We start from the raw sequence: 22,782 nt of genomic DNA on the forward strand, positions 1-22,782 counted from the left end.
CGGCGAAGGAGCGCCTGAAACGCAGAAAGCGCCGGCAGGCCGGCGCTTTCGCGGGAAATCCGAAGGTCAGTGGCGATATTGCTGGATGCGTGTGGTGCGCAGGCCCGCCAGGCCGTGCTCGTCGATGGACGCCTGCCAGGACAGGAACTCCTCCACCGTGAGGGTGTAGCGGTTGCAGGCTTCCTCCAGGCTTAGAAGCCCGCCGCGCACCGCGGCGACCACTTCGGCCTTGCGCCGGATCACCCAGCGTCTCGTGTTGGAAGGCGGCAAGTCCGCGATCGTCAGCGGGCTTCCGTCCGGTCCGATCACATATTTCGCCCTCGGGCGGTAGGGTTCGGTCATTGTACGCTCACACAACACAACTCGACTGACCAGTGTCGAAGGTGAGCATACGACCGCCTCACTTAAAAATTGCCTAAGCGCAACCTGTAGTTTTCACGCGATGGAACCCCATCACGTTCCGCTCTTCCGCATGGTGAGAACGTTGTTGATCGGCACGGAGACGCCGCCGATCTTGAGCATCGGCACGTCGCTCGTGAGGTCGACAGAATCCACGACGCCCTGGATCTGGGTCGTCACCGTCACGCCAGTCCCCGACGTGTCCTTCGCCGAGACGGAGATGGTGTAGTCCCCGTCGCCAAGCTTCACGCCGGAATTGCTGGTCCCGTCCCATGTGAAGGTTTGCGCCCCGGCCGACAGGCTCTTGGTGAGGGAGTAGACCTCGTCTCCGCTGGAGTTCTTCACCGAGATCGTCGCCTGGGCCGCCTTGGCGGCATTGAGGCTCCACGTGGCCGATCCATTGGAGAGGTGCGCGGTGGCCCCGTCCGCCGTGATCGTGCTGCCGACGAAGTTGAGCGCGTTCGTCGCCGTCGACGCCTTGGTGGCGGCGAGCAGGCTCGTGAGCTGCGTGTTGGTCTTGATCTGCTGCTCCACGGACGCGAACTGCACCAGCTGCTGGGTGAACTGGTTCGTGTCGAGCGGATCGAGCGGGTTCTGGTTCTTCAGCTGCGTCGTCAGCAGAAGAAGGAACTGGTCGAAGTTGTTGGCCAGCATGCTCTTGTCGGACGACGAACTGCTGGTCGAGCTCGTGCTGCTCGAGGATGAGGTCGATCCGACCGTTGTCATGGCGATGGTCCTTGTCAGATCCGGATGTCGAGGCCGCCGGCGGACGACCGGTATCCCCGCAGCGCCGCCGCGAGCTCGACCGGCGCCGGGGCGCCGCTGGCGTCTTCGCGAAGGGCGAGGCGGCGGGTCGGCTGGTCGCGCCCAGCCTGGTCCTGCTGGGCGTTCTGCCCGCCGGAGTTGGTGTTCAGCGAAAACTGCAGGCCGTTGTCGGACGTCTTGAGCCCCGCCTGCTCGAAGGCGCGCTCCAGGGTCTTGGCGTCGCGCTGCAGCAGATTGAGCGTCTCGACCCGGTCCACCACGAGCTGGGCCGTCACGGCCCCGTCCCCGTCGATGTCGAGCTTCACGTCGACGCGCCCGTACTCCTCCGGGTGCAACCGGATCTGGAAGCTCTGGGCGCCGCCCAGCGCGCGCATCCCGATCTCGATGGGAACCGCCGACAGGGGCACGGAAGGAGCCGTCGAGGCGGCGGAGCGCGGGTCCTGCGCGGCGCTCGCGGGCGCAGCGGAGCTTGCGTCCGCGGTCGGCCGCGCCGGACCGGCCCCGGCAGGGTCCAGCACGAAGGACGCCGGGAAGGTGTCGGAAGGCGAGGATGCGCCTGCCTTCGCGTCGCTCTTCTCGCCTTTGGCCCCCGCGGTTTCGGCTGCGGCCGCCGCACGATGCGCGGTGGCCGGCGGTGCGGGCGGCGGCAGGCGCTGCGCCTCGGGCGCGACCGCCGGAGGCGTCGGCTCAGCCTTGGCGGACGCGTCCGGCGCCGTCGGGGATGGAGGCTGAAGCGCCTGCGTCAGCTTCGCGGCGGGATGCTCCGGCCTGTCGGCTGCGACCGGCGAAGCGGCGTCCGCCGCGTCTTCGGGCGATGACTTGCCAGCCGGCGCGCCGGGCTGGCCTGCAGTTGCTTGGCTGACATCTGCGCCGGCGGTCTGGGCGGCCGCGTCCGGCTGGGCCGGATCGCCGGCAGGAGCCCCTTTGGCGCCGTTGGCGGCGACAGGCGCGCCGCCGCCCCCCTGCGCCCCGCCGGTCGCCCTCGGGCGCGTGGCTGAGACCTCGATGTCGATCCCATTGGACTCGGCCTGCGCGGCGGGCGCGGCAGGCGCTCCCGGAACAAGGGGCGCCGCCGGAACGATCGCGGCCGCCGCCGGGACATCCGGAGCGGTCTGCGCCTGCGCCGGGGCAGCCTCGGGTGGGGGCGCGGTCACGGGGCCGGCCTCGGAAAGCGCCGCGATCGCGGCAGCATCCACCGCCGCCAGATCGGACTTCGCATCCTCCTCCGCCTTCGCGTTGTCCGACCCCGCTGCAGCACCAGCCCCATCGGGTCCCAGCCCGCTTGCGGTCTTCGCCTGGTCCGCAGGAGCGCCTCCCGCGTCCTGATCCGTTGCCTGGCGCGCAGGCGCAGGGGCCGGCGCATCGGTTGAGGAAGCTTTGCTCTGGGTGGCCGCCCGGTCACGACCATCCCCGCCTGTGCGCTCCGCCCGCCCGCCAGACTGCTGGCGCGACGCCGAAGCTGCGGGGGCGGCCGCCGAGGCGGGCGCAGGTTGCGCGCTGTCGGCCCCGCTCTGGCCCGAAACCAGGCTGGAGAAATCGGCCGGCCTCTCCGGCGCGCGCCGCGGCTGGGGCGCGCCCGCGGCTCGGGCGGATGATCGATGGGCGGATACGGAATGGGTTGTGGCGGACATGACGCTCGAAACAGGTTGCGCCCTGCCGGGCCTGCAAGCGGCTTGCCACGCCGGCCGCCATGTTTTCGCCCGCAATTTCCGTCACTTGGCGGGACCGCTCGGCCGAGGCGCTCCGGAATATCCTGCCGCGCCGGCAGCTTTTGCCGGGTCCGCCCGGCAGGCTGGCCCCGCAGGGCGGCAGCCTGTAAAGTGCAACGCAACGGGGCCGCGCGCCGGCCCGCCATCCTTGGTGTGAAAAGCTCATGCTCAACAGCCTGGATCTTCCGGGCCGGCCGGAAGAGACCCGCGTCGTGGTCGCGATGTCGGGCGGCGTCGACTCCTCCGTGGTGGCCGCGCTGCTGAAGCGCGAGGGCTATGACGTCGTGGGCGTCACCCTGCAGCTCTACGACCATGGCGAGGCCGTGCACCGGGCCGGCTCCTGCTGCGCCGGCCAGGACATCCACGACGCCCGCCGCGTCGCGGAGCGCCTGGGCATCCCGCATTACGTGCTCGACTACGAGAGCCGTTTCCGCCACGAGGTGATCGACCGTTTCGTGGACAGCTACCTGGCCGGCGAGACGCCCGTGCCCTGCATCGAGTGCAACCGGCAGATCAAGTTCCGCGACCTGCTGGATACCGCGCGCGAGCTCGGGGCCGAGGCGCTGGCGACCGGCCACTACGTGCAAAGCCGCCGCCTGCCGGACGGCTCCCGCGGCCTCTATCGCGCGGTGGATCCCGACCGCGACCAGAGCTACTTCCTGTACGCCACCACCCCCGAGCAGCTCTCGTTGCTGCGCTTCCCCCTCGGCGGCATGGAGAAGCCCCGCGTGCGGGAACTCGCCCGCGAGTTCGGCCTCTCCGTGGCCGACAAGCACGACAGCCAGGACATCTGCTTCGTGCCGACGGGCCGCTACACCGACATCATCGAGAAGCTGAAGCCCGAGGCGTCCACCCCGGGCGAGATCGTCCACCTGGACGGCCGGGTGCTCGGCTCCCACGACGGCGTCATCCGCTACACCATCGGCCAGCGCCGCGGGCTGGGCGTCTCCACCGGCGAGCCGCTCTACGTCGTGAAGCTCGACGCCGAACGGGCCCGCGTGGTGGTGGGACCGCGCGAGGCGCTCGCCACGCACGTCATCCAGCTGCGGGAGGTGAACTGGCTGGGCGACGGCCCGCTCGAAGCCATTCCCGAGGAAGGCGTCGAGATCGCCGTCCGCGTGCGCTCCACCCGCCCGCCCCAGCCCGCGATCCTGCGCCGCCGCGGCGGCGCGCTGGAGGTCGAGCTCCTGTCCGGCGAATACGGGGTCTCCCCCGGGCAGGCCTGCGTGTTCTACGACGCCGCGGAGGCAACGGCCCGCGTGCTCGGCGGCGGCGTGATCAGCGGGGCGACGCCCGACGTGGTCTTCTCGCCGGAGCCTCGCCTCGCCGCAGCCGCCGCGGGCCGCTGAGGTGGCGGGTCTCGACAACAAGGCCGTGGAGGCCGCCTACGCCCGCTGGGCCCCGGTCTACGATCTCGCCTTCACGGCCGTGATGGCCCCCGGTCGCCGCGCCGCCGTCGCCGCATCCGAGCGGCCCGGCGGGGTCGTTCTCGACGTCGGCGTCGGCACCGGCCTGGAGCTGCCGCTCTGGAGCAAGGCCACCCGCATCGTCGGCGTGGACCTTTCCGAGCCGATGCTGCGCAAGGCGCAGGAGCGGGTCGGCCGCGAGGGCCTCGCCCACGTGGCCGGGCTGTGCGTCATGGACGCGACCCGCCTCGCCTTCCCGGACGCCTGCTTCGACGCCGTCGTGGCGCCCTATGTCATGACGGTCGTGCCGGACCCGCACGCCACCCTGGACGAGCTCTCCCGCGTGCTGAAGCCCGGCGGCGAGATCGTCCTGGTCAACCACGTCGGCGCCGAAACCGGCCTGCGCGCCCGCGCGGAAGCCTGGCTGGCGCGCCACGGGGCCCGGCTCGGGTGGCGGCCCGAATTCCCCTTCGCGGTGATCGGCGGCTGGATCGACGGGCGCGCCGACATGGCGCTGGTGGAGCGCCGTGCGCTGCCGCCGCTGGACCTGTTCACGCTGATCCGGATCCGCAAGGCCGACGCCGTGCGCGCCCCCCAGTTCGAGGCCACAACCGCTCCGGCGATCCCATGACAGCGCCCGCCAAGCTGATCGTCCTCACCGACCTGCACATGGTGCCGGAAGGCGGCGACATCATCGGCCTCGATCCCTTCGCCCGCCTGGCGACCGCGATCGACCACATCAATCGCCATCACGGCGACGCCGCCCGCGTCGTCGTCACGGGCGACCTCGCCCATCGAGGCGACCCGGCCTCCTACGCGCGTGTCCGAACCCTGCTCGGGCGGCTGCGCCCGCCCCTGAGCCTGACCATCGGCAACCACGACGACCGGCAGGCCTTTCTCGAGGCTTTTCCGGGAGCGGCCCGGGACTCAGACGGCTTCGTCCAGGAGGCCTTAAAGGTGGGCGGCTACACGCTCATCCTGCTGGACACCGTCGAGCAGGGCCGCGGCGAAGGGCGGCTCTGCGAGGCTCGCCTCGCGTGGCTGCGCGCCAGGCTCGCCGAAGGCGGCCCCTCCATCGTGTTCATGCATCACCCGCCTCACCCCACCGGGTTTCCGGGCATGGACGCCATTGCCCTGCAGAATGGCGATGCGTTCCACCAGACCCTCAGAGGCCACGACGTTCGCCTCGTCGTGGCGGGGCACGTGCACCGCACGATCTCCGGCGTCCACGCCGGGACGCCCTTCGCGATCTTCAAGAGCCCGGTCCACCAGCAGCCCATGGACCTCGAGGCGCGCGACACGCATCTGTCCGTCGACGAGCCCGGCGCCTACGGCATCCTGCTGCTGGGTCCGGACGGCGTGATCGTTCACACGGACGACTACGAGCTGTCGCGTCCTCCCGGACGGGCCTGAAGGCGATCACCGGACCGCGCAGAAGCTGAGCGCGGGCTCCCTCGCCCGGGACGCCTGCGCGAGGTCGGCAGGCATCGCGAGGTCGGCAGGCATCGCGTCCAGGATGGACTGCGCCAGCGCGAGGTAGCAATCCCGATCGTAGGCCGAAAAATCACGGTCGAGGTCAAAAGGCACGTTTTCAGCCATCTCGGTCACGGGACCGGCGAAAGCGTCGGGCGCCGTTCGCGATCAGGGTCGCGACAAGTTTGACGCCTTGCTCCCATTTTCCGAACATATTGCCCCCGAATTTATTATGGACGAGGCGATTCAAGGATCGCCTCGTAAGCGCCCCATCATACATAAAACATTTTTATTTTAAACAACTGAAGGGCGAAAAACCGTCAAAATGGCCCTAATCAGTCCACAAAGAATGCACGAGGAGGAGCGGCGTGAAAGCTTATGTGGTCGCAGCCGGACTGTCCGGCGCGCAATCGCCTGTGAGAACTTATCATCTGGCAGTCGCAAAGTCATCAGATGAAGCCGTGCGCATGGTGCAGGAGGAGCTCGCCCTCTTCGATGATTCGGTGTTCCTGCTCGAGCCGCTCCCGGCCGCAGAAGCGGCCGCCGCCAACATCGACCTCAGCACCCCGGGCTACCGGCGGCGCTGGACTCTCGCCATGCGGGGAGAGCGCTGATCGCCTCTAGCGCGAGGGCGTTGCGTCGTACTCCGCGTCGCTGACGTGCTCCATCCAGCGAACGTGTGCGCCGTTGTCGGCCTCCTGCATGGCCAGGTGAGTCATTCCGTGCTGTGGCGAAGCGCCATGCCAGTGCTTTTCGCCAGGCGGGATCCATACCACGTCGCCTGGCCTGATCTCCCGCACCGGCCCGCCCCACGATTGGACGCGACCCACGCCGGACAGCACCCACAGGGTCTGCCCGAGGGGGTGGGTATGCCATGCCGTCCGCGCGCCCGGCTCGAAGGTGACCCTGGCCGCCCGCACGCGCGCGGGCCCGGGCGCTTCGATGATCGGATCCTGCCAGACCACGCCGGTGAAGGCGTCAGCTGGCGCGCGTTTCGTCGGAATGTCGCCTGCAGGCCGAATGTCCATGGGGATATCTCCTCTGGGGGAGACGATCATGCACGAAGCGGGCGGCGCCGCCAGCGGCGGGCTTCGCGATGGGAAGGCTAGCGGGAACCCGAGAAGGTCCGCACGCGGCGATCCACCACCTGGGGCGTAAGCGCAACCAGCTCCGCCGCCTCCACGTAGCGGCCCATGGGTAGAACCTGCTCCATCTTCTGGCGCAGGGCGTCAGCCGAGAACGGCTTCAGAATATAGGCGTCCGCCCCACGGTGCCTGGCCACCTCGACATTCTTGGCGTCGAGACTGGCCGTCATCATCACGAATGGCGTCTCGGTGATCTCCGGCGTCTCGCGGACGGCTCGCAGAAGGTGAAAGCCGCTATGCGGCTCCATCTGGACATCGCAGATCACAACCCCGAACGGCTTCTGGTTCATGATCGTGAAGGCGCTCGCCGCGTCGGGAGCGTCAAGCACGTTCTCCACGCCCAGCTGGTTCAGGATTCGCCGGACCACCGTGCGCATGGTCGCGCTGTCGTCCACCACCAGAACGGCCCCGGCCCGCTCGGCAAGCGTGAAGCTTGGAACCGTCGGCGAAGAGGCTTCAGCGCGCGAGGCCATTCAATCCATCCCACATCTCTGGGTTGTGAGGATGGCGGCATATCGTGAAAGAAGGATGAATGGCACGAAATGCTTACATTCAGGACATCGCATTCATCAACAATCGGTCAGGGAACCGTTGCGCTCAACTGCCGTTCCTCCCGATGCCAAGGAGGCTTCCATGACAGCGACCGGCGCCGACCCGAGCAAAGGGGCTGAGCAGTTTCCCGCCCAGCGCCAGGCCGACCGTCCCGAGGGCGCGCGTGATCCCGCACGGGAGTCGCGCGAGGACGACAGGGTTCCCCCGGCCGGCCCGCACGCCAGGCCTGACCTGACCGACCGCGAGAAAACGCCCGGGACGGGCGCCTTGCCCAACGGCGACCAGAACGGCGAGGCTGACCCCGGCTCGGACTGACCCTCCGGGGCCTGGCGCGCCGCCAGGCTAGGCGTGCAAGGCCGCCAGGTCCGGCGCTTCCGCGTCCAGAATCAGCCAGCCCTCGACGGCCAGGGCGTTCTCGAGCATTTCGGTCGCGATCTGGGCCGTGTTGGCGCGCCGGATCCCCAGCGCGCGCGAAACCGCGCCGGCCGTGGCCGCCCAATGCAGGCTGCGACGCTCCGCCTCGGTCAAGGCCCCCACGAGCGAGACCGCGTCCTTCAACGTGGTCAGGAGGCGCGTTTTCCGGCTATGCGCGAAGCGGAAACGCAGGGGCCAGGCGAGATCCACGTCTTCGATCATGTGTGCCTCCCTCGATCGCGGCCAAGCGCTCGATGCATCGCGCGTGCCATGTGGAGGCGGCCTGCCGATGCTGCCGTCTGCGCACGCTTCTGCGCACGTGTAACGAGATGTCTCTCTAAGGGACGGTTCTTAACTGCGCGTTAACCATCCGGCGCTCAGATCATCGGGAAAGGGAATCTTAACCGTGTCGATCTCAGCGCCTCCCCGCACTTCGATCCGTTTTCGTGGACGATCCTTCCTGGCGCTGGTCCTGGCGCCGGAGGCCCCACTGGAGCAGTGGCTCGAGCAGTTCGACGCCTGGGCCGCCCAGTCGCCAGGCTTTTTCGTGGGCCGGCCGGTGGTGCTGGACGTGACCGGCCTCGGCCTGGACAAGCCTGCGCTCGCCAAGCTCGTCTCGGACCTGCATGACCGCTCGGTCCGCCTCATGGGCATCGAGGGGTCGGACCCGTCCACCTGCGGGCTCGGCCTGCCGCCGTCCCTGAGCGGGGGGCGCAGCACCGGGGTGGCCGATGTCCTGGACGCCCAGGCGGCGGCCGCAGCGCCCGCTCCGGCCGTGGCCCGGAAGCAGGGGGACGCGCTCGTGATCGAAGGAGCTGTGCGCTCCGGCCAGGTGATTATTCATCCCGAGGGCGACGTCATCGTCGCGGGCTCGGTGGGCTCCGGCGCCGAGATCGTCGCTGGCGGCTCCATCCATGTCTACGGCACGCTGCGCGGCCGCGCCATCGCGGGCACCACCGGCGCGGCCAAGTCCCGCATCTTCTGCAAGAAGTTCGAAGCTGAACTCGTGGCGATCGACGGCCTTTACAAGACGGCGGACGCCATGAAGCCGGAGCTCCGCAGCCGCGCCGTGCAGGCCTGGCTCGAAGGCGACGCCATCATCATGGCGGCGATGGACTGAAGCATTCCGATATCAACTGCGCCCACCGGCCGAAGCCGCCGATCCGGGCTTTTTAGTCGAGGAGGACGTACGGAAATGGCCAAGGTCTTGGTCGTGACTTCGGGCAAGGGGGGCGTCGGCAAGACGACCTCCACGGCCGCGCTTGGCGCGGCGCTGGCGCAAACCGGACAGAACGTCGCGGTTGTCGATTTCGACGTCGGCCTGCGCAACCTGGACCTCGTCATGGGGGCCGAGCGCCGGGTCGTCTACGACCTGATCAACGTCACCCAGGGCGACGCCAAGCTCTCCCAGGCGCTGATCCGCGACAAACGCATCGACACGCTCCACCTGCTGCCCGCCTCCCAGACGCGCGACAAGGACGCGCTCACCGAGGAGGGCGTCGCCAAGGTCATGGAGGAACTCCGCGCCAAGTTCGACTGGGTGATCTGCGACAGCCCGGCCGGCATCGAGCGCGGCGCCTGGCTGGCCATGCGCCATGCGGATGTCGCCGTCGTGGTCACGAACCCCGAAGTCTCCTCCGTCCGCGATAGCGACCGCATCATCGGCCTGCTCGACTCCAAGACGCTCAAGGCCGAGCGCGGCGAGCGCATGGACAAGCACCTCCTGCTCACCCGCTACGAGACCGGGCGCGCCGAGCGCGGCGAGATGCTCAAGGTCGATGACGTCCTCGAAATCCTGTCCATCCCGCTGCTGGGCATCATCCCCGAGAGCGAGGAAGTCCTGCGGGCCTCCAACCTCGGCACCCCGGTCACCCTCTCGAACCCGAACAGCGCCCCCGCCAAGGCCTATGCCGACGCAGCCAAGAGGCTGATGGGCGAGAGCGTCACCATGATGGTTCCGCAGAACAAGCGGAGCTTCTTCGGGATGCTGTTCGGGAGGAAGGCGGCATGAGCATCCTCCAGTTCTTCAGCCGGAAGGGCTCGGCCCCGGTCGCCCGCGACCGACTGCAGATCCTGCTCGCCCACGAGCGCGCCGTGGGCGGCCAGAACGACCTCGTCGGAGTGCTCCGCGAGGAGATCCTGGCCGTGATCGCCAAGCACGTCCCCGTCGAGCCGGACAACGTCCGCGTCAAGATGGAGCGCGGCGAGGCGATCTCGACCCTGGAGGTCGAGGTGGACATCCCCTCCCAGGCCAAGGTCCGCGTCGCGCTGTCGGCGTGAGACCTTCTCCCCGGAATGGGAGAAGGTGGCCGAGCGCCAGCGGGTCGGATGAGGGGCCGCCATAGGCGCACGGCGCCGAGCCTCGGCCCCTCACCCCAGCCCTCTCCCCGTGCCAAGGAGAGGGAGTCATCCCACCCGCGTCGCCTTGAGCCGGTCCTCGTCCGGCGCGTAACCCAGCCCGGGCGTATCCGGGAGGACGATCCAGCCCTCCGCGTCCACGCGCAGCGGTTCCGCCATCATATAGTCGCGCCGGTCGAGGCCCCATTCCGGCGGGTCGTACGGATATTCCAGGTAGACGCCCTCCGTGAGCCCGCAGACGAGGTGCGCGTTCGCCGTCACCCCCATGCCGTTGGTCCAGGTGTGGGGCGTGAACACCAGGTTGGCGGCCTGCGCCATGGTGGCCACCCGCCGCAGGCCCGTGACGCCGCCCACCAGAGCCGCGTCCGGCTGCAGCACATCCAGGCAGCCGTCCGCGATGAGGTCGCGGAACTCGTGGGGCTCCCGCGTCATCTCGCCGCCGGCGATGCGTACGTCGGTCGTCTCCCGCAGCCGCCGCATGCCCTCCCGGTCGGCCCGGTGCAGCGGCTCCTCCATCCAATAGACTCCGAGCCGCTCCAGCTCCCGGGCGATAGGGACGGCGTCCTTCAGCGACCATGCGGGATACGTGTCCCACGGCATGCGCCAGCCCTGGTTGCAGTCAACCATCAGCTCGAGCCTGTCCCCTACCCGGGCCCGGACGGCCTCCAGAGCCGCGATGTCCCGGCGCCAGTCGCCCCGGTGGAAGCGGATCTTCATCGCCCGGAAGCCCTGGGCGAGGTAGCCCTCCGCCGCCTCCGCCATGGCCCCGGGATCGCGCAGCGTGCCCGAGGAGGCGTAGGCCCGCACCCGATCCGTGAGCCCGCCGAGCAGCTTGTAGACGGGCTGGCCCGTGATCTTGCCGGCGAGGTCCCACAGGGCGAGGTCGAGCGGCCAGCACCTGCCATAGTGGAACTGGATGTTGTCCAGCACCCGGTGGTGCCGCTCGATGGCCAGCGGGTCCTGCCCGACGAACAGGTGCTCGTGCCCGGCGAAGCCGAGCATGAGATCGCCGGAGCCGACGCCGGTGAGTCCCGCATCCGTATGAACGCGCACGATCGTGGCGTCGAAGGCGGTGCGGGGCTTCGTGTCCCAGCTCGCGTGGAACGGCGGGTCGTACTGCAGCCGGTGGTGGGTGATCTCGATGCCGGTGATCTTCATGGCGCGCCTCAGCTCTGGCTCAGCACGGCCGCCGCGAAAGCGTCGATGTCCGCGTCCGTCACGGGGCGTCGGTTCGAGCGCAGCATGGCCTCGTTTTCCGGCCGGCGCATCTGGGAGGCCAGCTGGGCCGAGGTCACGCCCTCGAACTCCTGCGCCAGCGAGATCGCGACGCCGGTCGCCCGCATGAGCCGCTCGAAGGCGGCCGGAACCCGGGACGCCTCCGCCGGCTCGCCCATGGCGGTCGCCACCGCCGCGAACGGGCCGTCGTCCCCCTCCACGTTCCACCGCAGCGTCGCCAGCATGGCGCAGCCCACCGCCCGGCCGTGATGGATGGGCCGCAGCGAGCCCAGCGCATGCCCTATATTGTGGCCGATGGCCGTTCCGGCGTTGTCGATGGCGACGCCCGCGAAGGCCGCCGCCAGCTGCATGGCCGCGCGCGCGTGGAGATCGCCCGGCCGGGTTACTGCCCTTTCCAGGCTGCCAACCGCAAGCCGGATTGCGGCGTGCGCGTAGACGTCGTTGGCCGGGTTCGCGTTGCGGTTCGTGCAGGCCTCGATCGCATGCACGAGGGCGTCGATGCCGGTCGCGGCCGTGAGGTGGGCCGGAAGGCCGACTGTCAGCGCCGGGTCGAGCACCACCCGTTCCGCTTTCAGGGCGTCGCCCCAGAACCACTGCTTGGAGCCGTCAGGCCCGGTGATGACCGACACGCGCGTGGTCTCCGAGCCCGTGCCAGCCGTGGTCGGCACGCAGATCTTCGGCAGCGCGCCTGCCGGCAGCGGGGCGGCGCACAGCGCGTAGGTCATGGCCGGGGCCGGCGAGCCCGCGACGGCGGCGATCAGCTTGCCCGCGTCCATGGCGGAGCCGCCCCCGAGCGCCACGACAGCCCTGGCGCCCGCCTCCCGCGCCAGCGCCGCCCCGGCGTCCACCTGGGCGGCCGTCGGGTCGCTCTTGATGTCGCTGAACAGCACGGGCGCCACGCCGCCGGCGCGCAGGGCCGCGAGCGCCTCGTCCACGAGCCCGGAGGCCTTCAGGCCGGGGTCCGCCACCAGCAACACGGCGGCGCTTGGCCCGGCCAGCTCGGCCGCCTGCGCGCCGACCTGGGCCAGCGCGCCCTCTCCCTGGATCATCGTCGGAATGCGATCGAGCGTCGCGACCATCGTCTCCCCCTCCGGCGCGCTGCGGTTGCAAACTTACCCGGCCTGCGGCGTCCCCCAGCACTCGGCGATCACGGTGGCGGCCACGAGCCCGCGGTCGCCCTCCATGTCCGGAAGGTCCACCCGGTCCACATGCACGTCCACGTCCGGCGCAACGCCCCCCATGGCGAGCGCCCGGGCCCGGGCCTGCTCCACCGCGATTGCGCGGGCCCGCGCCAGGGCCTCCGTCGGATCCGCCACCGGGATCGGATCGCCCTCCGCATGGATGCGGTACGCGCCCACGCCCGACGATGACACGTCCACGATGGCCTGCGCCTTCACGACGCCAACGGCCGCCCCGATCGCGTTGGCGACGTCGCCATGCTCCAGCAGCACGACCTCGCTTCCCAGACGACGGCCGACCTCCGGGTAGAACACCGGCGCCGGGCCGCCCACGGCCACCACCGGCGCGGTGGGCCCCAAGGCCACGCGCAGGCTGCGCCAGCGGCCCTTCCCGCTGGTCACGGCTTCGAGAAGCCCGGCCGCTTCCCCGTCCATCGCCTCGCCCGCCAGCGCCTCGATGACCACGCGCGCGGACTTGGCCGCCATGGCGTCGAACACCTCCTGGGCGAAGCGCCGCGCCGCCGCGTCGGCTTCCGCCGGCGCAAGCGGCCCCGCCATGCGAAGCCGCCGCTCCAGCACGAGCGCGCCCAGCCGCGCTCCCTCCGCCGACCACTGCCCCTGCAAGCCAAGCACATGGGCGGCGTCGCTCGGCGTGAAGCCTGCTGCCGCCACAAGCCCCATGCCGACCAGCCGCGCCAGCGCCTTGACCTGCATGGGCCCGTGGATCACGTCTCCCATGGGGCGCGGCACGCCCCCCACCGCCGCGAGGATGTCCCGCTCCCGCCCCGACAGCTCCGGCGCATCCGCCGCCGCCGTTCGCCCGAACGGGCGCAGCAGGAACTGGCTCGCATAGGGCGCGCCCTGGGAGTCGTTCAGCTGCGCCTGCAGCCGAAGGATCACCTCGGGATGCCGGTGCGCCAGCAGGGCGAGCGGAACCACCTTGTTGGGCAGCAGCGCGACCCTGTTGCGCTGGGCGTCGATCGTCACCTGGCTGTCGCCGCCGAGCCCGAAGGTGCGCATCGCGATGGCGCGCACCAGCGTGCGCCGCCCGCCCACCTGCGCCCCCTCCCGGTCGAGCCGCGGCCAGCCGTTTTCGAGCACCGCCACGTCCGTCGTGGTGCCGCCCACATCCGAGATCACGAAATCGGACAGCCCGGACAGGAACTTAGCCCCGATCACGCTGGCCGCCGGGCCGGACAGGATGGTTTCGATCGGCCGCAGCGCGACGGCCTCGGCCGACGCCAGCGTCCCGTCGCCCTTCACCACCATGAGGGGCGCCGCGATCCCGTGCCGGGCCATGGCGGCCCGCACCGCCGCGATCAGCGCCGTGATGGCCGAGATGATGCGCGCGTTCAGCGCCGCCGTGAGCGCCCGGCGCGGCGCGTCAAGCGCGTGCGCCAGCTCGCTGGAAAGCGTCACGGGCCGGCCGGTGATCCGCTCCACCATCTCCCGCGCCCGCCGCTCGTGCGCCGGGTTGCGCACGGACCACTGCGACGCGACCGCATAGGCGCCCACGGCCGGGCCGGTCTCCCGGAGGAAGGCCTCTATGGCAGCCACGTCGAGCGCCGCCGCTTCGCCGCCGCCATGGTCGTGCCCGCCTGCGACCCGCAGGATGCGCGTGCCCGGCAGCGCCTTAGCGATCTCGGTGCGCTCCGCCATGGCCTCGTCGAAGCCGATCAGCACGGCCGCCACGGGCGAGCCGTGCCCCTCCACGATGGCGTTGGTGGCGAGGGTGGTGGAGAGCGACACCAGCGCGATGTCCGCGCCCGTCAAGCCGCCAGGCCGCCCCTCCCCGGCCTCCGCCAGAACCCGGTCGAGCGCCTCGCCCACCCCGATGGCGAGGTCTCCGCGCGTGGTCAGCGCCTTCGCCTTGGCGAGCACCCGCCGCGCGCCCGCCGCCACCACCACGGCGTCCGTGTAGGTCCCGCCCGTGTCGATGCCGACGACCAGGCGGCTCATGAACAACCTCGTGAAGCGCAGGCCCCACCCTCCCCTGGAGGGGGAGGGTCGCCGCGAAATGGCGGGGTGGGGTGATGTCCGGCGCGGGCCTCAATGGCCTGCAAGGGCGCGCGCCAGCCACCCCCTCCCGGATCCCTCCCCGATCCGACCTCCCCCCTCAAGGGGAAGCTGGCGCCATGCGCCCGGGCATCCTTCGTCATTGCGAGCGCAGCGAAGCAATCCAGGGGCCGCCGGGCTCGCTTTGGCGCAAGCCAGCCCCGCCGGTCCTGGATTGCTTCGTCGCTGCGCTCCTCGCAATGACGATCGAGAGGGATGGTCACGCCCTCAGCCGCTCGTTGTTCGGGTCGAACGGGCTCTCCTCGATCACCGTGCAGCGGTGGTTTTGGCCCAGGATCGTGATCTCCAGCTCCTGGCCGATCTCGCCCAGGTCCGGCCGCACCATGCCGAGCGCCAGGGACTTGCCGATGCGCCAGCCATAGCCGCCCGAGGTGGAGCGGCCGATCAGCTCGCCGTTGAGCCACAGCGGCTCGGACCCGCGCGCGTCGGCGTCCGTCACCCCGTGCACGTCCAGGGTGACGAACCGGTTCTTGAACCCCTTCTCGCGCCAGGCGACCAGGGCGTCGCGGCCCAGGAACTGCCCCTTGTTCGGATGCACGAAGCGGTCGAGCCCCGACTCCAGCGCCGCGTACTCGATGGACAGCTCGCGCGGGATGAGGCGGTAGCTCTTCTCCAGCCTCAGGCTGTCCATGGCCTTGATGCCGAAGGGCCGAATGCCGAACGGCTTCCCGGCGGCCATGAGCTTGTCGAAGATGTAGTTCTGCATCTCGATCGGGTGATGCAGCTCCCACCCGAGCTCGCCCACGAAGTTGACGCGCAGCGCCCGCGCGGTGGCCGCGCCGACCGAGATGTTTTGCCCGGAGAGCCAGGGGAAATTGGCGTTGCCCAGGTCCGTGTCCGTGAGCGTCTGCAGGACCTCGCGCGAGCGTGGCCCGGCCAGCACCAGCACGCCGTACTGGGTGGTGACCTTCTGCAGTTCCACCGAGCCGTCCCGGGGCTTCAGCCTCTGTAGGTAATCCCAGTCGTGCCGCTCGTACGCGCCGGCGCCGACCAGGTAGAAGCTCTGCGGCCCGTCGCGGAACACCGTGAACTCGCAGCGCACGCCGCCGTTCTGCGACAGCAAGTGCGTGAGCGCCAGGCGTCCGATCTTCTTCGGGATGCGGTTGGCCAGGATCGAGTCGAGCCACGCCTCGGCGCCGGGGCCGCGCACCTCGTACTTGGCGAAGGCCGACATGTCCTGCAGGCCGACATTCTCCATCACGTTGCGGCATTCCTCGCCGACGAAGGGGAAGGAGTTGGAGCGGCGGAAGCTCCAGCGCTCCTTCACCTTGCCGTCTGAGGCGGCCGGCGCGTGGTTCTCGTTGAGCAGCACGTCGTCCGTGTTGAGCTCGTTCGCCGGAACCTCGTAGCCGGGAGGCGCGAACCAGCCGGGGCGCTCCCAGCCGAACACGGAGCCGAACACCGCGCCCAGCGCCTTCATCCGGTCATAGCAGGGGGTCTGGCGCAGCGGCCGCGCGGCGGCGCGCTCCTCGTCCGGGTAGTGGGTCGTGAAGACGTTGGCGTAGGCCTCCTCGTTCTTTTCGCGCAGGTAGCCCCGCGAGGCGTAGGGGCCGAAGCGCCGCGGGTCGACGCCCATCATGTCGATGGAGGGCTCTCCCTCCACGATCCATTCCGCCAGCTGCCATCCGGCGCCGCCGGCCGCCGTCACGCCGAAGGAATGGCCCTCGTTCAGCCAGAAGTTCCTGAGGCCCCAGGCCGGGCCCACGATGGGGCTGCCGTCCGGCGTGTAGGCGATGGCGCCGTTGTAGACCTTCTTGATGCCGACCTCGCCGAAGGCGGGCACGCGGGCGATGGCCGTCTCGATGTGCGGCGCGAGCCGGTCGAGGTCCTCCTGGAACAGCTCGTATTCGCTCTGCGCGTCCGGGCCGTCCACATAGCAGCAGGGCGCGCCGACCTCGTAGGGGCCAAGTAGCAGGCCGCCGGCCTCCTCGCGCATGTACCAGGACGAGTCGCTCTCCCGCAGGACGCCCATCTCGGGCAGGCCCTGGCGGCGCCGCTCCTGGATGGCCGGGTGCGGCTCCGTCACGATGTACTGGTGCTCGACCGGGATCACCGGCACGTCGAGGCCGACCATCTGGCCGGTCTTGCGGGCGAAGTTGCCCGAGGCGGAGACCACGTGCTCGCAGGTGATGTCGCCCTTGTCGGTCTTCACCAGCCACTCGCCCGTCGGCGTTTGCTCGATCCCGAGCACGGTGGTGTAGCGGTAGATCTCGGCGCCGCGGCTCCGGGCGCCCTTGGCCAGGGCCTGGGTGAGATCGGCCGGCTGGACGTAGCCGTCCTCGGGATGCTGGATGGCGCCCAGGATGCCGTCCGTCTCGCAGAGGGGCCAGATCGCCTTCACCTGCGCCGGGGTCAGCACCCGCACGTCGACGCCGATCGTCTTGGCGACGCCGGCGTAGTACATGAACTCGTCCCACCGCGCCTTCGTGCGGGCGAGGCGAATGTTGGAGACCTGCCTGAGGCCGACATGCTGACCCGTCTCCTCCTCCAGCGTCTTATAGAGCGCCACCGAGTACTTGTGGATCTGGCCCACCGAGTAGCTCATGTTGAACAGCGGCAGCAGGCCGGCGGCGTGCCAGGTGGAGCCCGAGGTCAGCTCCTTGCGCTCCATGAGGACCACGTCGGACCAGCCCTTGCGGGCCAGGTGATAGAGCGTCGACACGCCCACCACGCCGCCGCCGATCACGACCACGCGCGCGTGTGTTTTCATGATGCAGTCCCCTCGAAGCCGCTGCTGCCGGCCAGAGGCCGGCGAATAAGCGCGACTGTCAAGGCGCGGGGCCCGCAAGGCTCACCGCCCCCCGACCCCGACTGTCGGATGCGCGTCATGGAGGATGGCGCGTTCGGTCTCCGCGCCGCTTGTAGTCTGAGCCGTCTCGCCGGGGCGGTCCCTCCCCTGAGGGGAGGGGGAACCGCCGAAGGCGGTGGGTGCGGAGCGCTGGGGAAGGCCCCTCCCGTCCGGCGCTGTGCGCCGTCCACCCTCCCCTGCAGGGGAGCGACGAGGCGGTCGCCGCCGGACAAGTCTGCGCCGCACATGCGTGAGGCCGTGTCGCATCCCGCGCCTAGCCTGCCGCAAAGATGGTTCCGCCCCCCGGCGAACCTTGCACAGGCGAGGAACGGCATGAACGACGAGGCTCAATCTCCCCGCGAGGCGAGGCGCGGTCGCGAGGCCCGTCGCGCCGCCCGGGCCCAGCGCGCGGCCGTGTCGGTTCCCTACATCAGCCGCAACATCCCGGTGGCCGACATCCTGTCGGCCGAAGGCTTGGAGATCATCGAGCGCAACGCCGAGACCATCCTGGCGGAGGTCGGCATCGAGTTCCGCGATTATCCGACCGCCCTCAAGCTGCTGAAGGACGCCGGCTGCGACATCCAGGGCGAGCGCGTCCGCTTTCCCCGCGGGCTCGCGCGCAAGCTGATCGCCACCGCGCCGAGCGACTACGTGCAGCACGCCCGCAACCCGGAGCGCAGCGTCCATATCGGCGGCAAGGACACCGTCTTCGCCCCGGTCTACGGTTCGCCCTTCGTGCACGACCTCGACAAGGGCCGGCGCTACGGCACGATCGAGGACTTCCAAAACTTCGTGAAGCTCGCCTATGCCAGCCCCTTCATGCACCACTCCGGCGGCACCGTGTGCGAGCCCGTCGACCTCCCGGTCAACAAGCGCCATCTCGAGATGGTGTACGCGCACATGCGCTATTCGGACAAAGCCTACATGGGCTCGGTCACCCATCCCGACCGCGCCCAGGACACCGTGAACCTGTCGAAGATCCTGTTCGGCGAAGAGTTCGTCGCCAACAACACGGTGTGCACCAGCCTCATCAACGCCAACTCCCCCATGGTGTGGGACAACACCATGCTGGGCGCGGCGGAGGTCTACGCCCGCGACAACCAGGCGACCATCATCACGCCCTTCATCCTTTCCGGCGCGATGAGCCCAGTGACCGTGGCCGGCACGCTGGCGCAGGTGCTGGCCGAGGTGCTGGCCGGCGTGTCCTTCACCCAGCTGGTGCGCCCCGGCGCGCCGGTGATCTTCGGCACCTTCGTGTCGACCCTCTCCATGCAATCGGGCGCGCCCACCTTTGGCACCCCCGAAGCGGCGCTCGCCATCTACGGCGCCGGGCAGCTGGCGCGCCGCTGCAACCTGCCCTTCCGCACCGGCGGTTCGCTGTGCGCCTCCAAGATTCCCGACGCCCAGGCGGCCTACGAGAGCGCCCAGACACTCGTCCCCACGCTCCACGCCGGCGCCAACTTCGTGCTGCACGCGGCGGGCTGGATGGAAGGCGGGCTCGCCTCCTCCTACGAGAAGTTCGTCATGGACTGCGACCAGCTCGGCATGATGCACGTGCTGGCCAAGGGCATCGACCTCTCGGAGAACGGCCAGGGCATGGAGGCCTTCCGGGAGGTTCCTCCCGGCGGCCACTTCCTGGGCTGCGCCCACACCCAGGCCAACTTCGAGACGGCCTTCTACCGGTCGTCGGTCGCCGATAACAATTCCGTGGAGCAGTGGGAGGCCGAGGGCCGCCTGGACGCCCCCCAGCGCGCCAACGCCCTGTGGAAGAAGATGCTGGCCGAATACGAGGCCCCGCCCATCGACCCCGGCGTGGACGAGGCCTTGCGCGACTACATCGAGCGCAAGAAGGCCTCCATGCCCGACGCGACGCATTGACGGCTCCCCCGTCCTTGCAAGGAGCGAAGCGACGAAGCAATCCAGGGACCGGCGGCAGCTGCTCCTGGATTGCTTCGCTCCGCTCGCAAGGACGGAGTCTCTCGCTTTGGTTGTGGGGCTTGGCCGCCTCGCGCATCGCCGCCGACCCCTTTTCCATGACGGCTTTGTGATCCACGATGCGCGCCACCGCCGCGCTTGAGGCGGGAAGCTGACTTGGAGCACCCGATGCGTTTCGACCGCCTCGCTTTGTCCTTCGCCGCCCTTTTCGCCGCCCTTTTCGCCGCCACCACGCTGGCCGCCGCGGCCGAGCCCGCCTCCTGCAAGACGGTGCGCTTCTCCGACGTCGGCTGGACCGACATCACCGCCACCACGGCGGCGACCTCCCTGGTGCTGCAGGGCCTGGGCTACACGCCCAAGACCGAGGTGCTCTCGGTGCCGGTCACCTACACGTCCATGAAGAACAAGAACATCGACGTGTTCCTGGGCAACTGGATGCCCACCATGGAGGCCGACCGGAAGCCCTATGTGGACGACAAGTCCGTCGAGGTCGTCGGCGTCAACCTGGAGGGCGCCAAGTACACGCTGGCTGTGCCAGCCTATACCTATGAGGCCGGGCTCAAAACCTTCGCCGACATCGTCAAGTTCGAGAAGCCGCTGAACGGCAAGATCTACGGCATCGAGCCGGGCAACGACGGCAACCGGCTGATCCTCGACATGATCAAGGACAACAAGTTCGACGTGAAGGGCTTCGAGCTCGTCGAGTCGAGCGAGCAGGGCATGCTGGCCCAGGTGGAGCGCGCCACCAAGCGCAAGGAGCCCATCGTGTTCCTGGGCTGGGAACCCCACCCCATGAACACCAAGTACCAGATCAAGTACCTGGAGGGCGGCGACGACATCTTCGGCCCGAACCTCGGCGGCGCCACCATCTACACCAATGTCCGCGCCAACTACCTCGCCGAGTGCCCGAATGTCGGCCAGCTGCTGAAGAACCTCAAGTTTACCCTGCAGATGGAGAACGAGATCATGGGCTCTATCCTGTTCGACAAGCAGGAGGCCGACAAGGCCGCCGGCGACTGGCTGAAGGCACACCCGGCCGTGCTCGACGCCTGGCTGAAGGACGTCTCCACGCTCGACGGCAAGCCCGGCCTGCCTGCCGTGAAGGCCTCGCTCGGCATCAAGTAAGGAGACGCGTTCGGATCTCCCGGCCGTCATCCCCGGCGGCGCGCAGCGCCGGGAAGGGCCCCAGGAGACCGGGCGCCAGGCCGCCCCTGGATCCCCGCCCTTTCGCGGCTAAGCCGCTCCGGCCGGGTATGAAGGCCGCGGAGGAAGAGCCATGGAGCGCTGGTTCACGGGGACCAAGATCCCCCTCGGCAAGTGGATGGAGACCGCCGTCGGCGCGCTGAACGATCACGCGCAGGCGGTGTTCGACGCCATCTCGGCCGGCCTCGGCGCCGTCACCATGGCCTTCACCGCCGCGCTGCTGTGGTGCCCGCCGCTGCTGCTGATCGTAGCCTTCGCGGGCCTGGCCTACGCGCTCCACCGCTCCTGGGCGCTGTCGCTCTTCATCGCGCTGGCCTTCGCGCTCGTCGCCAACCTGGGCTACTGGAAGCCCACCATGGAGACGCTCTCCCTGGTGCTCTTCGCCACGCTCACCTGCGTCGTCATCGGCGTGCCGATCGGCATCGCGGCCGCGCACCGGGCCTGGCTCTACACGGCCATCCGCCCCGTGCTCGACCTGATGCAGACCATCCCGACCTTCGTGTACCTGATCCCCACCCTGATCCTGTTCGGACTTGGCGTCGTACCGGGCCTCATCTCCACCGTGATCTTCGCCATTCCGGCGCCGATCCGCCTCACCTATCTGGGCGTGTCCTCCGTCCCGAAACAGCTGGTCGAGGCCGGCGAAAGCTTCGGCGCCACCCGGCGCCAGCTGCTCTGGAAGGTGGAGCTGCCCTACGCGCTGCCGACCATCATGGCCGGCGTCACCCAGTGCATCATGCTGAGCCTGTCCATGGTGGTGATCGCCGCCCTGGTCGGCGCCGACGGCCTCGGCAAGCCGGTCGTGCGCGCCCTGAACTCGGTGAACGTGGCGATGGGCTTCGAGGCCGGGCTCGCCATCGTGATCCTGGCCATCGTGCTCGACCGCGTGTTCAAGCAACCCGAGCGCAGGCGGCCCCGCCCATGACCGCCGACGCCGCCGTCGAATTCCGCAACGTCGACATCATCTTCGGCGACCGCCCAAAGGAGGCTCTGCGCCTCCTCGACGAGGGCAGGACGCGCGCCGAGATCCAGGCCTCCTGCGGCCAGGTGCTCGGCGTGGCGGGCGCCAGCCTCCAGGTGCAGGAGGGCGAGATCTGCGTGCTCATGGGCCTGTCCGGCTCCGGCAAGTCCACCCTGCTGCGCGCCGTGAACGGCCTCAACAAGGTGACGCGCGGCGAGGTCCTCGTGCGCCACGGCGGCCGCATGGTGGACGTCGCCTCCGCCGACCCCGACACGCTACGCGGCGTGCGCACGAAGAGCGTCGCCATGGTGTTCCAGCAGTTCGCCCTGCTGCCCTGGCGCACGGTGGCCGAGAACGTCGGCTTCGGGCTCGAGCTGCGCGGTGTCCCCAGGGCCGAGCGCGACCGCATCGTGGCCGAGAAGCTGAAGATGGTCGCCCTGGACGCCTGGGCGGACCGCTACGCCGACGAGCTCTCCGGCGGCATGCAGCAGCGCGTCGGCCTCGCCCGCGCCTTCGCCACGGACGCAGACATCCTGCTGATGGACGAGCCCTTCTCGGCGCTCGATCCGCTCATCCGCACCAAGCTCCAGGACGAGCTGCTGGACCTGCAGCGCAACCTGAAGAAGACGATCCTCTTCGTCAGCCACGACCTCGACGAGGCCCTTAAGCTCGGCCGCCACATCGCCATCATGGAAAGCGGCCGCATCGTCCAGTTCGGCGCGCCGGAGGACATCGTGCTGCGCCCCGCGGACGACTACGTCCGCGAGTTCGTCGCCCATGTGAACCCGCTCAGCGTGCTCACCGCCTACAACGTCATGCGCGACTCGCGCGACCTGGAGACCGCCGGAGACGGCTGGGTCTGGCTCGACCGCCGCCGCACGACGCGCTTCCGGATCGACGGGGACCGCAAGGTCACCGCCGCCGAACGCGACGGCGCCCCCGCCCGCTGGCAGGACTGCCTCGGCCATCCCGAGGCCTGGGCGAAGGACGCCCCCCTCGCCTTCTGGGCCCGCCAGGACACGCCACTGCGCGACGTCATGGTCGCCATGCAGCACAACGCCGCCCCCGTCGCCGTCTTCGACGCCGCCGACCGCTTCGTGGGCGCCATCGGCGTCCGCGACGCCCTCGCGGGCGTGCTGCGGAGGAGCGAGGCGGAGTAGACTCCGCCGTCATCCCCGGCGGCC

At 69.9% G+C, this 22,782-nt stretch carries 23 protein-coding genes; 12 read left to right on the forward strand and 11 right to left on the reverse strand.

Features of this window, described 5'->3' with window-relative positions; translation table 11 throughout:
* Positions 1 to 66 precede the first annotated feature (66 nt).
* From sciP to SLNSH_RS00430, 3 genes are all read right to left on the reverse strand, one after another.
* Positions 67 to 342: a CtrA inhibitor SciP gene (gene sciP, locus SLNSH_RS00420; protein WP_106334672.1), complete on the reverse strand. Its 276-nt coding sequence runs from the start codon at positions 340 to 342 to the stop codon at positions 67 to 69.
* A gap of 111 nt (positions 343 to 453) precedes the next feature.
* Positions 454 to 1,125 carry a flagellar hook assembly protein FlgD gene (locus tag SLNSH_RS00425; protein ID WP_106334673.1) on the reverse strand — a complete coding sequence of 224 codons (672 nt, stop codon included), beginning with the start codon at positions 1,123 to 1,125 and terminating at the stop codon, positions 454 to 456.
* Between the two features lie 14 nt (positions 1,126 to 1,139).
* Entirely contained in the window at positions 1,140 to 2,318 is a 1,179-nt protein-coding gene (locus tag SLNSH_RS00430; protein ID WP_146140139.1) for a flagellar hook-length control protein FliK, read from the reverse strand.
* 719 nt (positions 2,319 to 3,037) lie between these two features.
* On the opposite strand from SLNSH_RS00430, the gene mnmA reads away from it, so the two are divergent.
* Genes mnmA through spdA form a run of 3 tightly spaced genes read left to right on the forward strand, consistent with a single transcriptional unit; the run spans position 3,038 to position 5,692 of the window.
* A complete protein-coding gene (mnmA, locus tag SLNSH_RS00435) occupies positions 3,038 to 4,222 on the forward strand; it encodes a tRNA 2-thiouridine(34) synthase MnmA (protein ID WP_106334675.1) in 1,185 nt (394 codons plus the stop codon).
* A 1-nt stretch (position 4,223) separates the two neighbouring features.
* On the forward strand, positions 4,224 to 4,910 hold the full coding sequence (locus tag SLNSH_RS00440; RefSeq protein WP_245421918.1) for a class I SAM-dependent methyltransferase: 687 nt from the start codon (positions 4,224 to 4,226) through the stop codon (positions 4,908 to 4,910).
* The gene (gene spdA, locus SLNSH_RS00445; RefSeq protein ID WP_106334676.1) at positions 4,907 to 5,692 is read left to right on the forward strand and encodes a 2', 3'cyclic nucleotide phosphodiesterase SpdA; all 786 of its coding nucleotides are present in this window, start codon (positions 4,907 to 4,909) and stop codon (positions 5,690 to 5,692) included. Before SLNSH_RS00440 ends, spdA begins: the two co-directional genes overlap by 4 nt.
* A 6-nt stretch (positions 5,693 to 5,698) precedes the next feature.
* On the opposite strand, the gene SLNSH_RS00450 is transcribed toward spdA, so the two are convergent.
* The gene (locus SLNSH_RS00450) at positions 5,699 to 5,878 is read right to left on the reverse strand and encodes a hypothetical protein (RefSeq protein ID WP_146140140.1); all 180 of its coding nucleotides are present in this window, start codon (positions 5,876 to 5,878) and stop codon (positions 5,699 to 5,701) included.
* 335 nt (positions 5,879 to 6,213) lie between these two features.
* Here SLNSH_RS00450 and SLNSH_RS24780 point away from each other — a divergent pair, with 335 nt between their 5' ends.
* Positions 6,214 to 6,366, forward strand: a complete 153-nt coding sequence (locus SLNSH_RS24780) for a hypothetical protein (RefSeq protein ID WP_158266631.1) — start codon at positions 6,214 to 6,216, stop codon at positions 6,364 to 6,366.
* A 6-nt stretch (positions 6,367 to 6,372) separates the two neighbouring features.
* Here SLNSH_RS24780 and SLNSH_RS00455 read toward each other — a convergent pair whose 3' ends face one another.
* Together SLNSH_RS00455 and SLNSH_RS00460 are read right to left on the reverse strand one after the other, a co-directional pair.
* Positions 6,373 to 6,780, reverse strand: coding sequence for a (R)-mandelonitrile lyase (locus tag SLNSH_RS00455; protein ID WP_106334678.1), 408 nt, complete (start codon positions 6,778 to 6,780; stop codon positions 6,373 to 6,375).
* 77 nt (positions 6,781 to 6,857) lie between these two features.
* Positions 6,858 to 7,370 carry a response regulator gene (locus tag SLNSH_RS00460; RefSeq protein ID WP_106334679.1) on the reverse strand — a complete coding sequence of 171 codons (513 nt, stop codon included), beginning with the start codon at positions 7,368 to 7,370 and terminating at the stop codon, positions 6,858 to 6,860.
* 160 nt (positions 7,371 to 7,530) lie between these two features.
* Between SLNSH_RS00460 and SLNSH_RS00465 the strand changes: the two genes are divergently transcribed.
* Positions 7,531 to 7,764 (forward strand): hypothetical protein, encoded by a 234-nt coding sequence (locus SLNSH_RS00465; RefSeq protein WP_106334680.1) that lies wholly within the window; start codon positions 7,531 to 7,533, stop codon positions 7,762 to 7,764.
* A gap of 27 nt (positions 7,765 to 7,791) precedes the next feature.
* Here SLNSH_RS00465 and SLNSH_RS00470 read toward each other — a convergent pair whose 3' ends face one another.
* On the reverse strand, positions 7,792 to 8,085 hold the full coding sequence (locus tag SLNSH_RS00470; protein ID WP_106334681.1) for a hypothetical protein: 294 nt from the start codon (positions 8,083 to 8,085) through the stop codon (positions 7,792 to 7,794).
* A gap of 184 nt (positions 8,086 to 8,269) precedes the next feature.
* Between SLNSH_RS00470 and minC the strand changes: the two genes are divergently transcribed.
* The 3 genes from minC to minE all read left to right on the forward strand — a co-directional run bounded on the left by minC (position 8,270) and on the right by minE (position 10,143).
* A complete protein-coding gene (gene minC / locus SLNSH_RS00475; protein ID WP_196240190.1) occupies positions 8,270 to 8,983 on the forward strand; it encodes a septum site-determining protein MinC in 714 nt (237 codons plus the stop codon).
* A 75-nt stretch (positions 8,984 to 9,058) separates the two neighbouring features.
* Positions 9,059 to 9,874: a septum site-determining protein MinD gene (minD, locus tag SLNSH_RS00480; protein ID WP_106334683.1), complete on the forward strand. Its 816-nt coding sequence runs from the start codon at positions 9,059 to 9,061 to the stop codon at positions 9,872 to 9,874.
* Positions 9,871 to 10,143, forward strand: a complete 273-nt coding sequence (minE, locus tag SLNSH_RS00485) for a cell division topological specificity factor MinE (RefSeq protein WP_106334684.1) — start codon at positions 9,871 to 9,873, stop codon at positions 10,141 to 10,143. The genes minD and minE overlap by 4 nt, the downstream gene beginning before the upstream one ends.
* 126 nt (positions 10,144 to 10,269) lie before the next feature.
* Here the strand turns inward: minE and SLNSH_RS00490 are convergent, their stop codons facing one another.
* From SLNSH_RS00490 to SLNSH_RS00505, 4 genes are all read right to left on the reverse strand, one after another.
* A complete protein-coding gene (locus SLNSH_RS00490) occupies positions 10,270 to 11,379 on the reverse strand; it encodes a mandelate racemase/muconate lactonizing enzyme family protein (protein ID WP_106334685.1) in 1,110 nt (369 codons plus the stop codon).
* Between the two features lie 8 nt (positions 11,380 to 11,387).
* Complete coding sequence (locus SLNSH_RS00495) at positions 11,388 to 12,536, reverse strand: iron-containing alcohol dehydrogenase (protein ID WP_106334686.1); 1,149 nt, start codon at positions 12,534 to 12,536, stop codon at positions 11,388 to 11,390.
* Positions 12,537 to 12,569: 33 nt separating this feature from the next.
* Entirely contained in the window at positions 12,570 to 14,594 is a 2,025-nt protein-coding gene (locus SLNSH_RS25530; RefSeq protein WP_106334687.1) for a hydantoinase/oxoprolinase N-terminal domain-containing protein, read from the reverse strand.
* Positions 14,595 to 14,910: 316 nt separating this feature from the next.
* Entirely contained in the window at positions 14,911 to 17,421 is a 2,511-nt protein-coding gene (locus tag SLNSH_RS00505; RefSeq protein WP_106334688.1) for a GcvT family protein, read from the reverse strand.
* 411 nt (positions 17,422 to 17,832) lie between these two features.
* Here SLNSH_RS00505 and SLNSH_RS00510 point away from each other — a divergent pair, with 411 nt between their 5' ends.
* The 4 genes from SLNSH_RS00510 to choV all read left to right on the forward strand — a co-directional run bounded on the left by SLNSH_RS00510 (position 17,833) and on the right by choV (position 22,758).
* A complete protein-coding gene (locus tag SLNSH_RS00510; RefSeq protein ID WP_106334689.1) occupies positions 17,833 to 19,377 on the forward strand; it encodes a trimethylamine methyltransferase family protein in 1,545 nt (514 codons plus the stop codon).
* A 225-nt stretch (positions 19,378 to 19,602) separates the two neighbouring features.
* Positions 19,603 to 20,559 carry a choline ABC transporter substrate-binding protein gene (locus SLNSH_RS00515; protein ID WP_106334690.1) on the forward strand — a complete coding sequence of 319 codons (957 nt, stop codon included), beginning with the start codon at positions 19,603 to 19,605 and terminating at the stop codon, positions 20,557 to 20,559.
* Between the two features lie 151 nt (positions 20,560 to 20,710).
* Positions 20,711 to 21,562 (forward strand): choline ABC transporter permease subunit, encoded by an 852-nt coding sequence (choW, locus tag SLNSH_RS00520; RefSeq protein WP_106334691.1) that lies wholly within the window; start codon positions 20,711 to 20,713, stop codon positions 21,560 to 21,562.
* Complete coding sequence (gene choV, locus SLNSH_RS00525) at positions 21,559 to 22,758, forward strand: choline ABC transporter ATP-binding protein (RefSeq protein WP_106334692.1); 1,200 nt, start codon at positions 21,559 to 21,561, stop codon at positions 22,756 to 22,758. The genes choW and choV overlap by 4 nt, the downstream gene beginning before the upstream one ends.
* Positions 22,759 to 22,782: the final 24 nt, after the last annotated feature.

Origin of the sequence: Alsobacter soli (genome assembly GCF_003004785.1) — a bacterium.
GTDB lineage: Bacteria > Pseudomonadota > Alphaproteobacteria > Rhizobiales > Beijerinckiaceae > Alsobacter > Alsobacter soli.

Excerpts from the sequence above, each read along its gene's own strand:
- SLNSH_RS00470 (WP_106334681.1), bottom strand. The coding sequence starts at position 8,085 with ATGATCGAAGACGTGGATCTCGCCTGGCCCCTGCGTTTCCGCTTCGCG.
- choV (WP_106334692.1), top strand. The coding sequence starts at position 21,559 with ATGACCGCCGACGCCGCCGTCGAATTCCGCAACGTCGACATCATCTTC.
- SLNSH_RS00510 (WP_106334689.1), top strand. The coding sequence starts at position 17,833 with ATGAACGACGAGGCTCAATCTCCCCGCGAGGCGAGGCGCGGTCGCGAG.
- SLNSH_RS00455 (WP_106334678.1), bottom strand. The coding sequence starts at position 6,780 with ATGGACATTCGGCCTGCAGGCGACATTCCGACGAAACGCGCGCCAGCT.
- minD (WP_106334683.1), top strand. The coding sequence starts at position 9,059 with ATGGCCAAGGTCTTGGTCGTGACTTCGGGCAAGGGGGGCGTCGGCAAG.
- SLNSH_RS00460 (WP_106334679.1), bottom strand. The coding sequence starts at position 7,370 with ATGGCCTCGCGCGCTGAAGCCTCTTCGCCGACGGTTCCAAGCTTCACG.
- choW (WP_106334691.1), top strand. The coding sequence starts at position 20,711 with ATGGAGCGCTGGTTCACGGGGACCAAGATCCCCCTCGGCAAGTGGATG.
- spdA (WP_106334676.1), top strand. The coding sequence starts at position 4,907 with ATGACAGCGCCCGCCAAGCTGATCGTCCTCACCGACCTGCACATGGTG.
- SLNSH_RS00465 (WP_106334680.1), top strand. The coding sequence starts at position 7,531 with ATGACAGCGACCGGCGCCGACCCGAGCAAAGGGGCTGAGCAGTTTCCC.
- SLNSH_RS00515 (WP_106334690.1), top strand. The coding sequence starts at position 19,603 with ATGCGTTTCGACCGCCTCGCTTTGTCCTTCGCCGCCCTTTTCGCCGCC.
- SLNSH_RS00490 (WP_106334685.1), bottom strand. The coding sequence starts at position 11,379 with ATGAAGATCACCGGCATCGAGATCACCCACCACCGGCTGCAGTACGAC.
- SLNSH_RS25530 (WP_106334687.1), bottom strand. The coding sequence starts at position 14,594 with ATGAGCCGCCTGGTCGTCGGCATCGACACGGGCGGGACCTACACGGAC.
- SLNSH_RS00495 (WP_106334686.1), bottom strand. The coding sequence starts at position 12,536 with ATGGTCGCGACGCTCGATCGCATTCCGACGATGATCCAGGGAGAGGGC.
- mnmA (WP_106334675.1), top strand. The coding sequence starts at position 3,038 with ATGCTCAACAGCCTGGATCTTCCGGGCCGGCCGGAAGAGACCCGCGTC.
- sciP (WP_106334672.1), bottom strand. The coding sequence starts at position 342 with ATGACCGAACCCTACCGCCCGAGGGCGAAATATGTGATCGGACCGGAC.
- SLNSH_RS00505 (WP_106334688.1), bottom strand. The coding sequence starts at position 17,421 with ATGAAAACACACGCGCGCGTGGTCGTGATCGGCGGCGGCGTGGTGGGC.
- SLNSH_RS00450 (WP_146140140.1), bottom strand. The coding sequence starts at position 5,878 with ATGGCTGAAAACGTGCCTTTTGACCTCGACCGTGATTTTTCGGCCTAC.
- SLNSH_RS00425 (WP_106334673.1), bottom strand. The coding sequence starts at position 1,125 with ATGACAACGGTCGGATCGACCTCATCCTCGAGCAGCACGAGCTCGACC.
- minE (WP_106334684.1), top strand. The coding sequence starts at position 9,871 with ATGAGCATCCTCCAGTTCTTCAGCCGGAAGGGCTCGGCCCCGGTCGCC.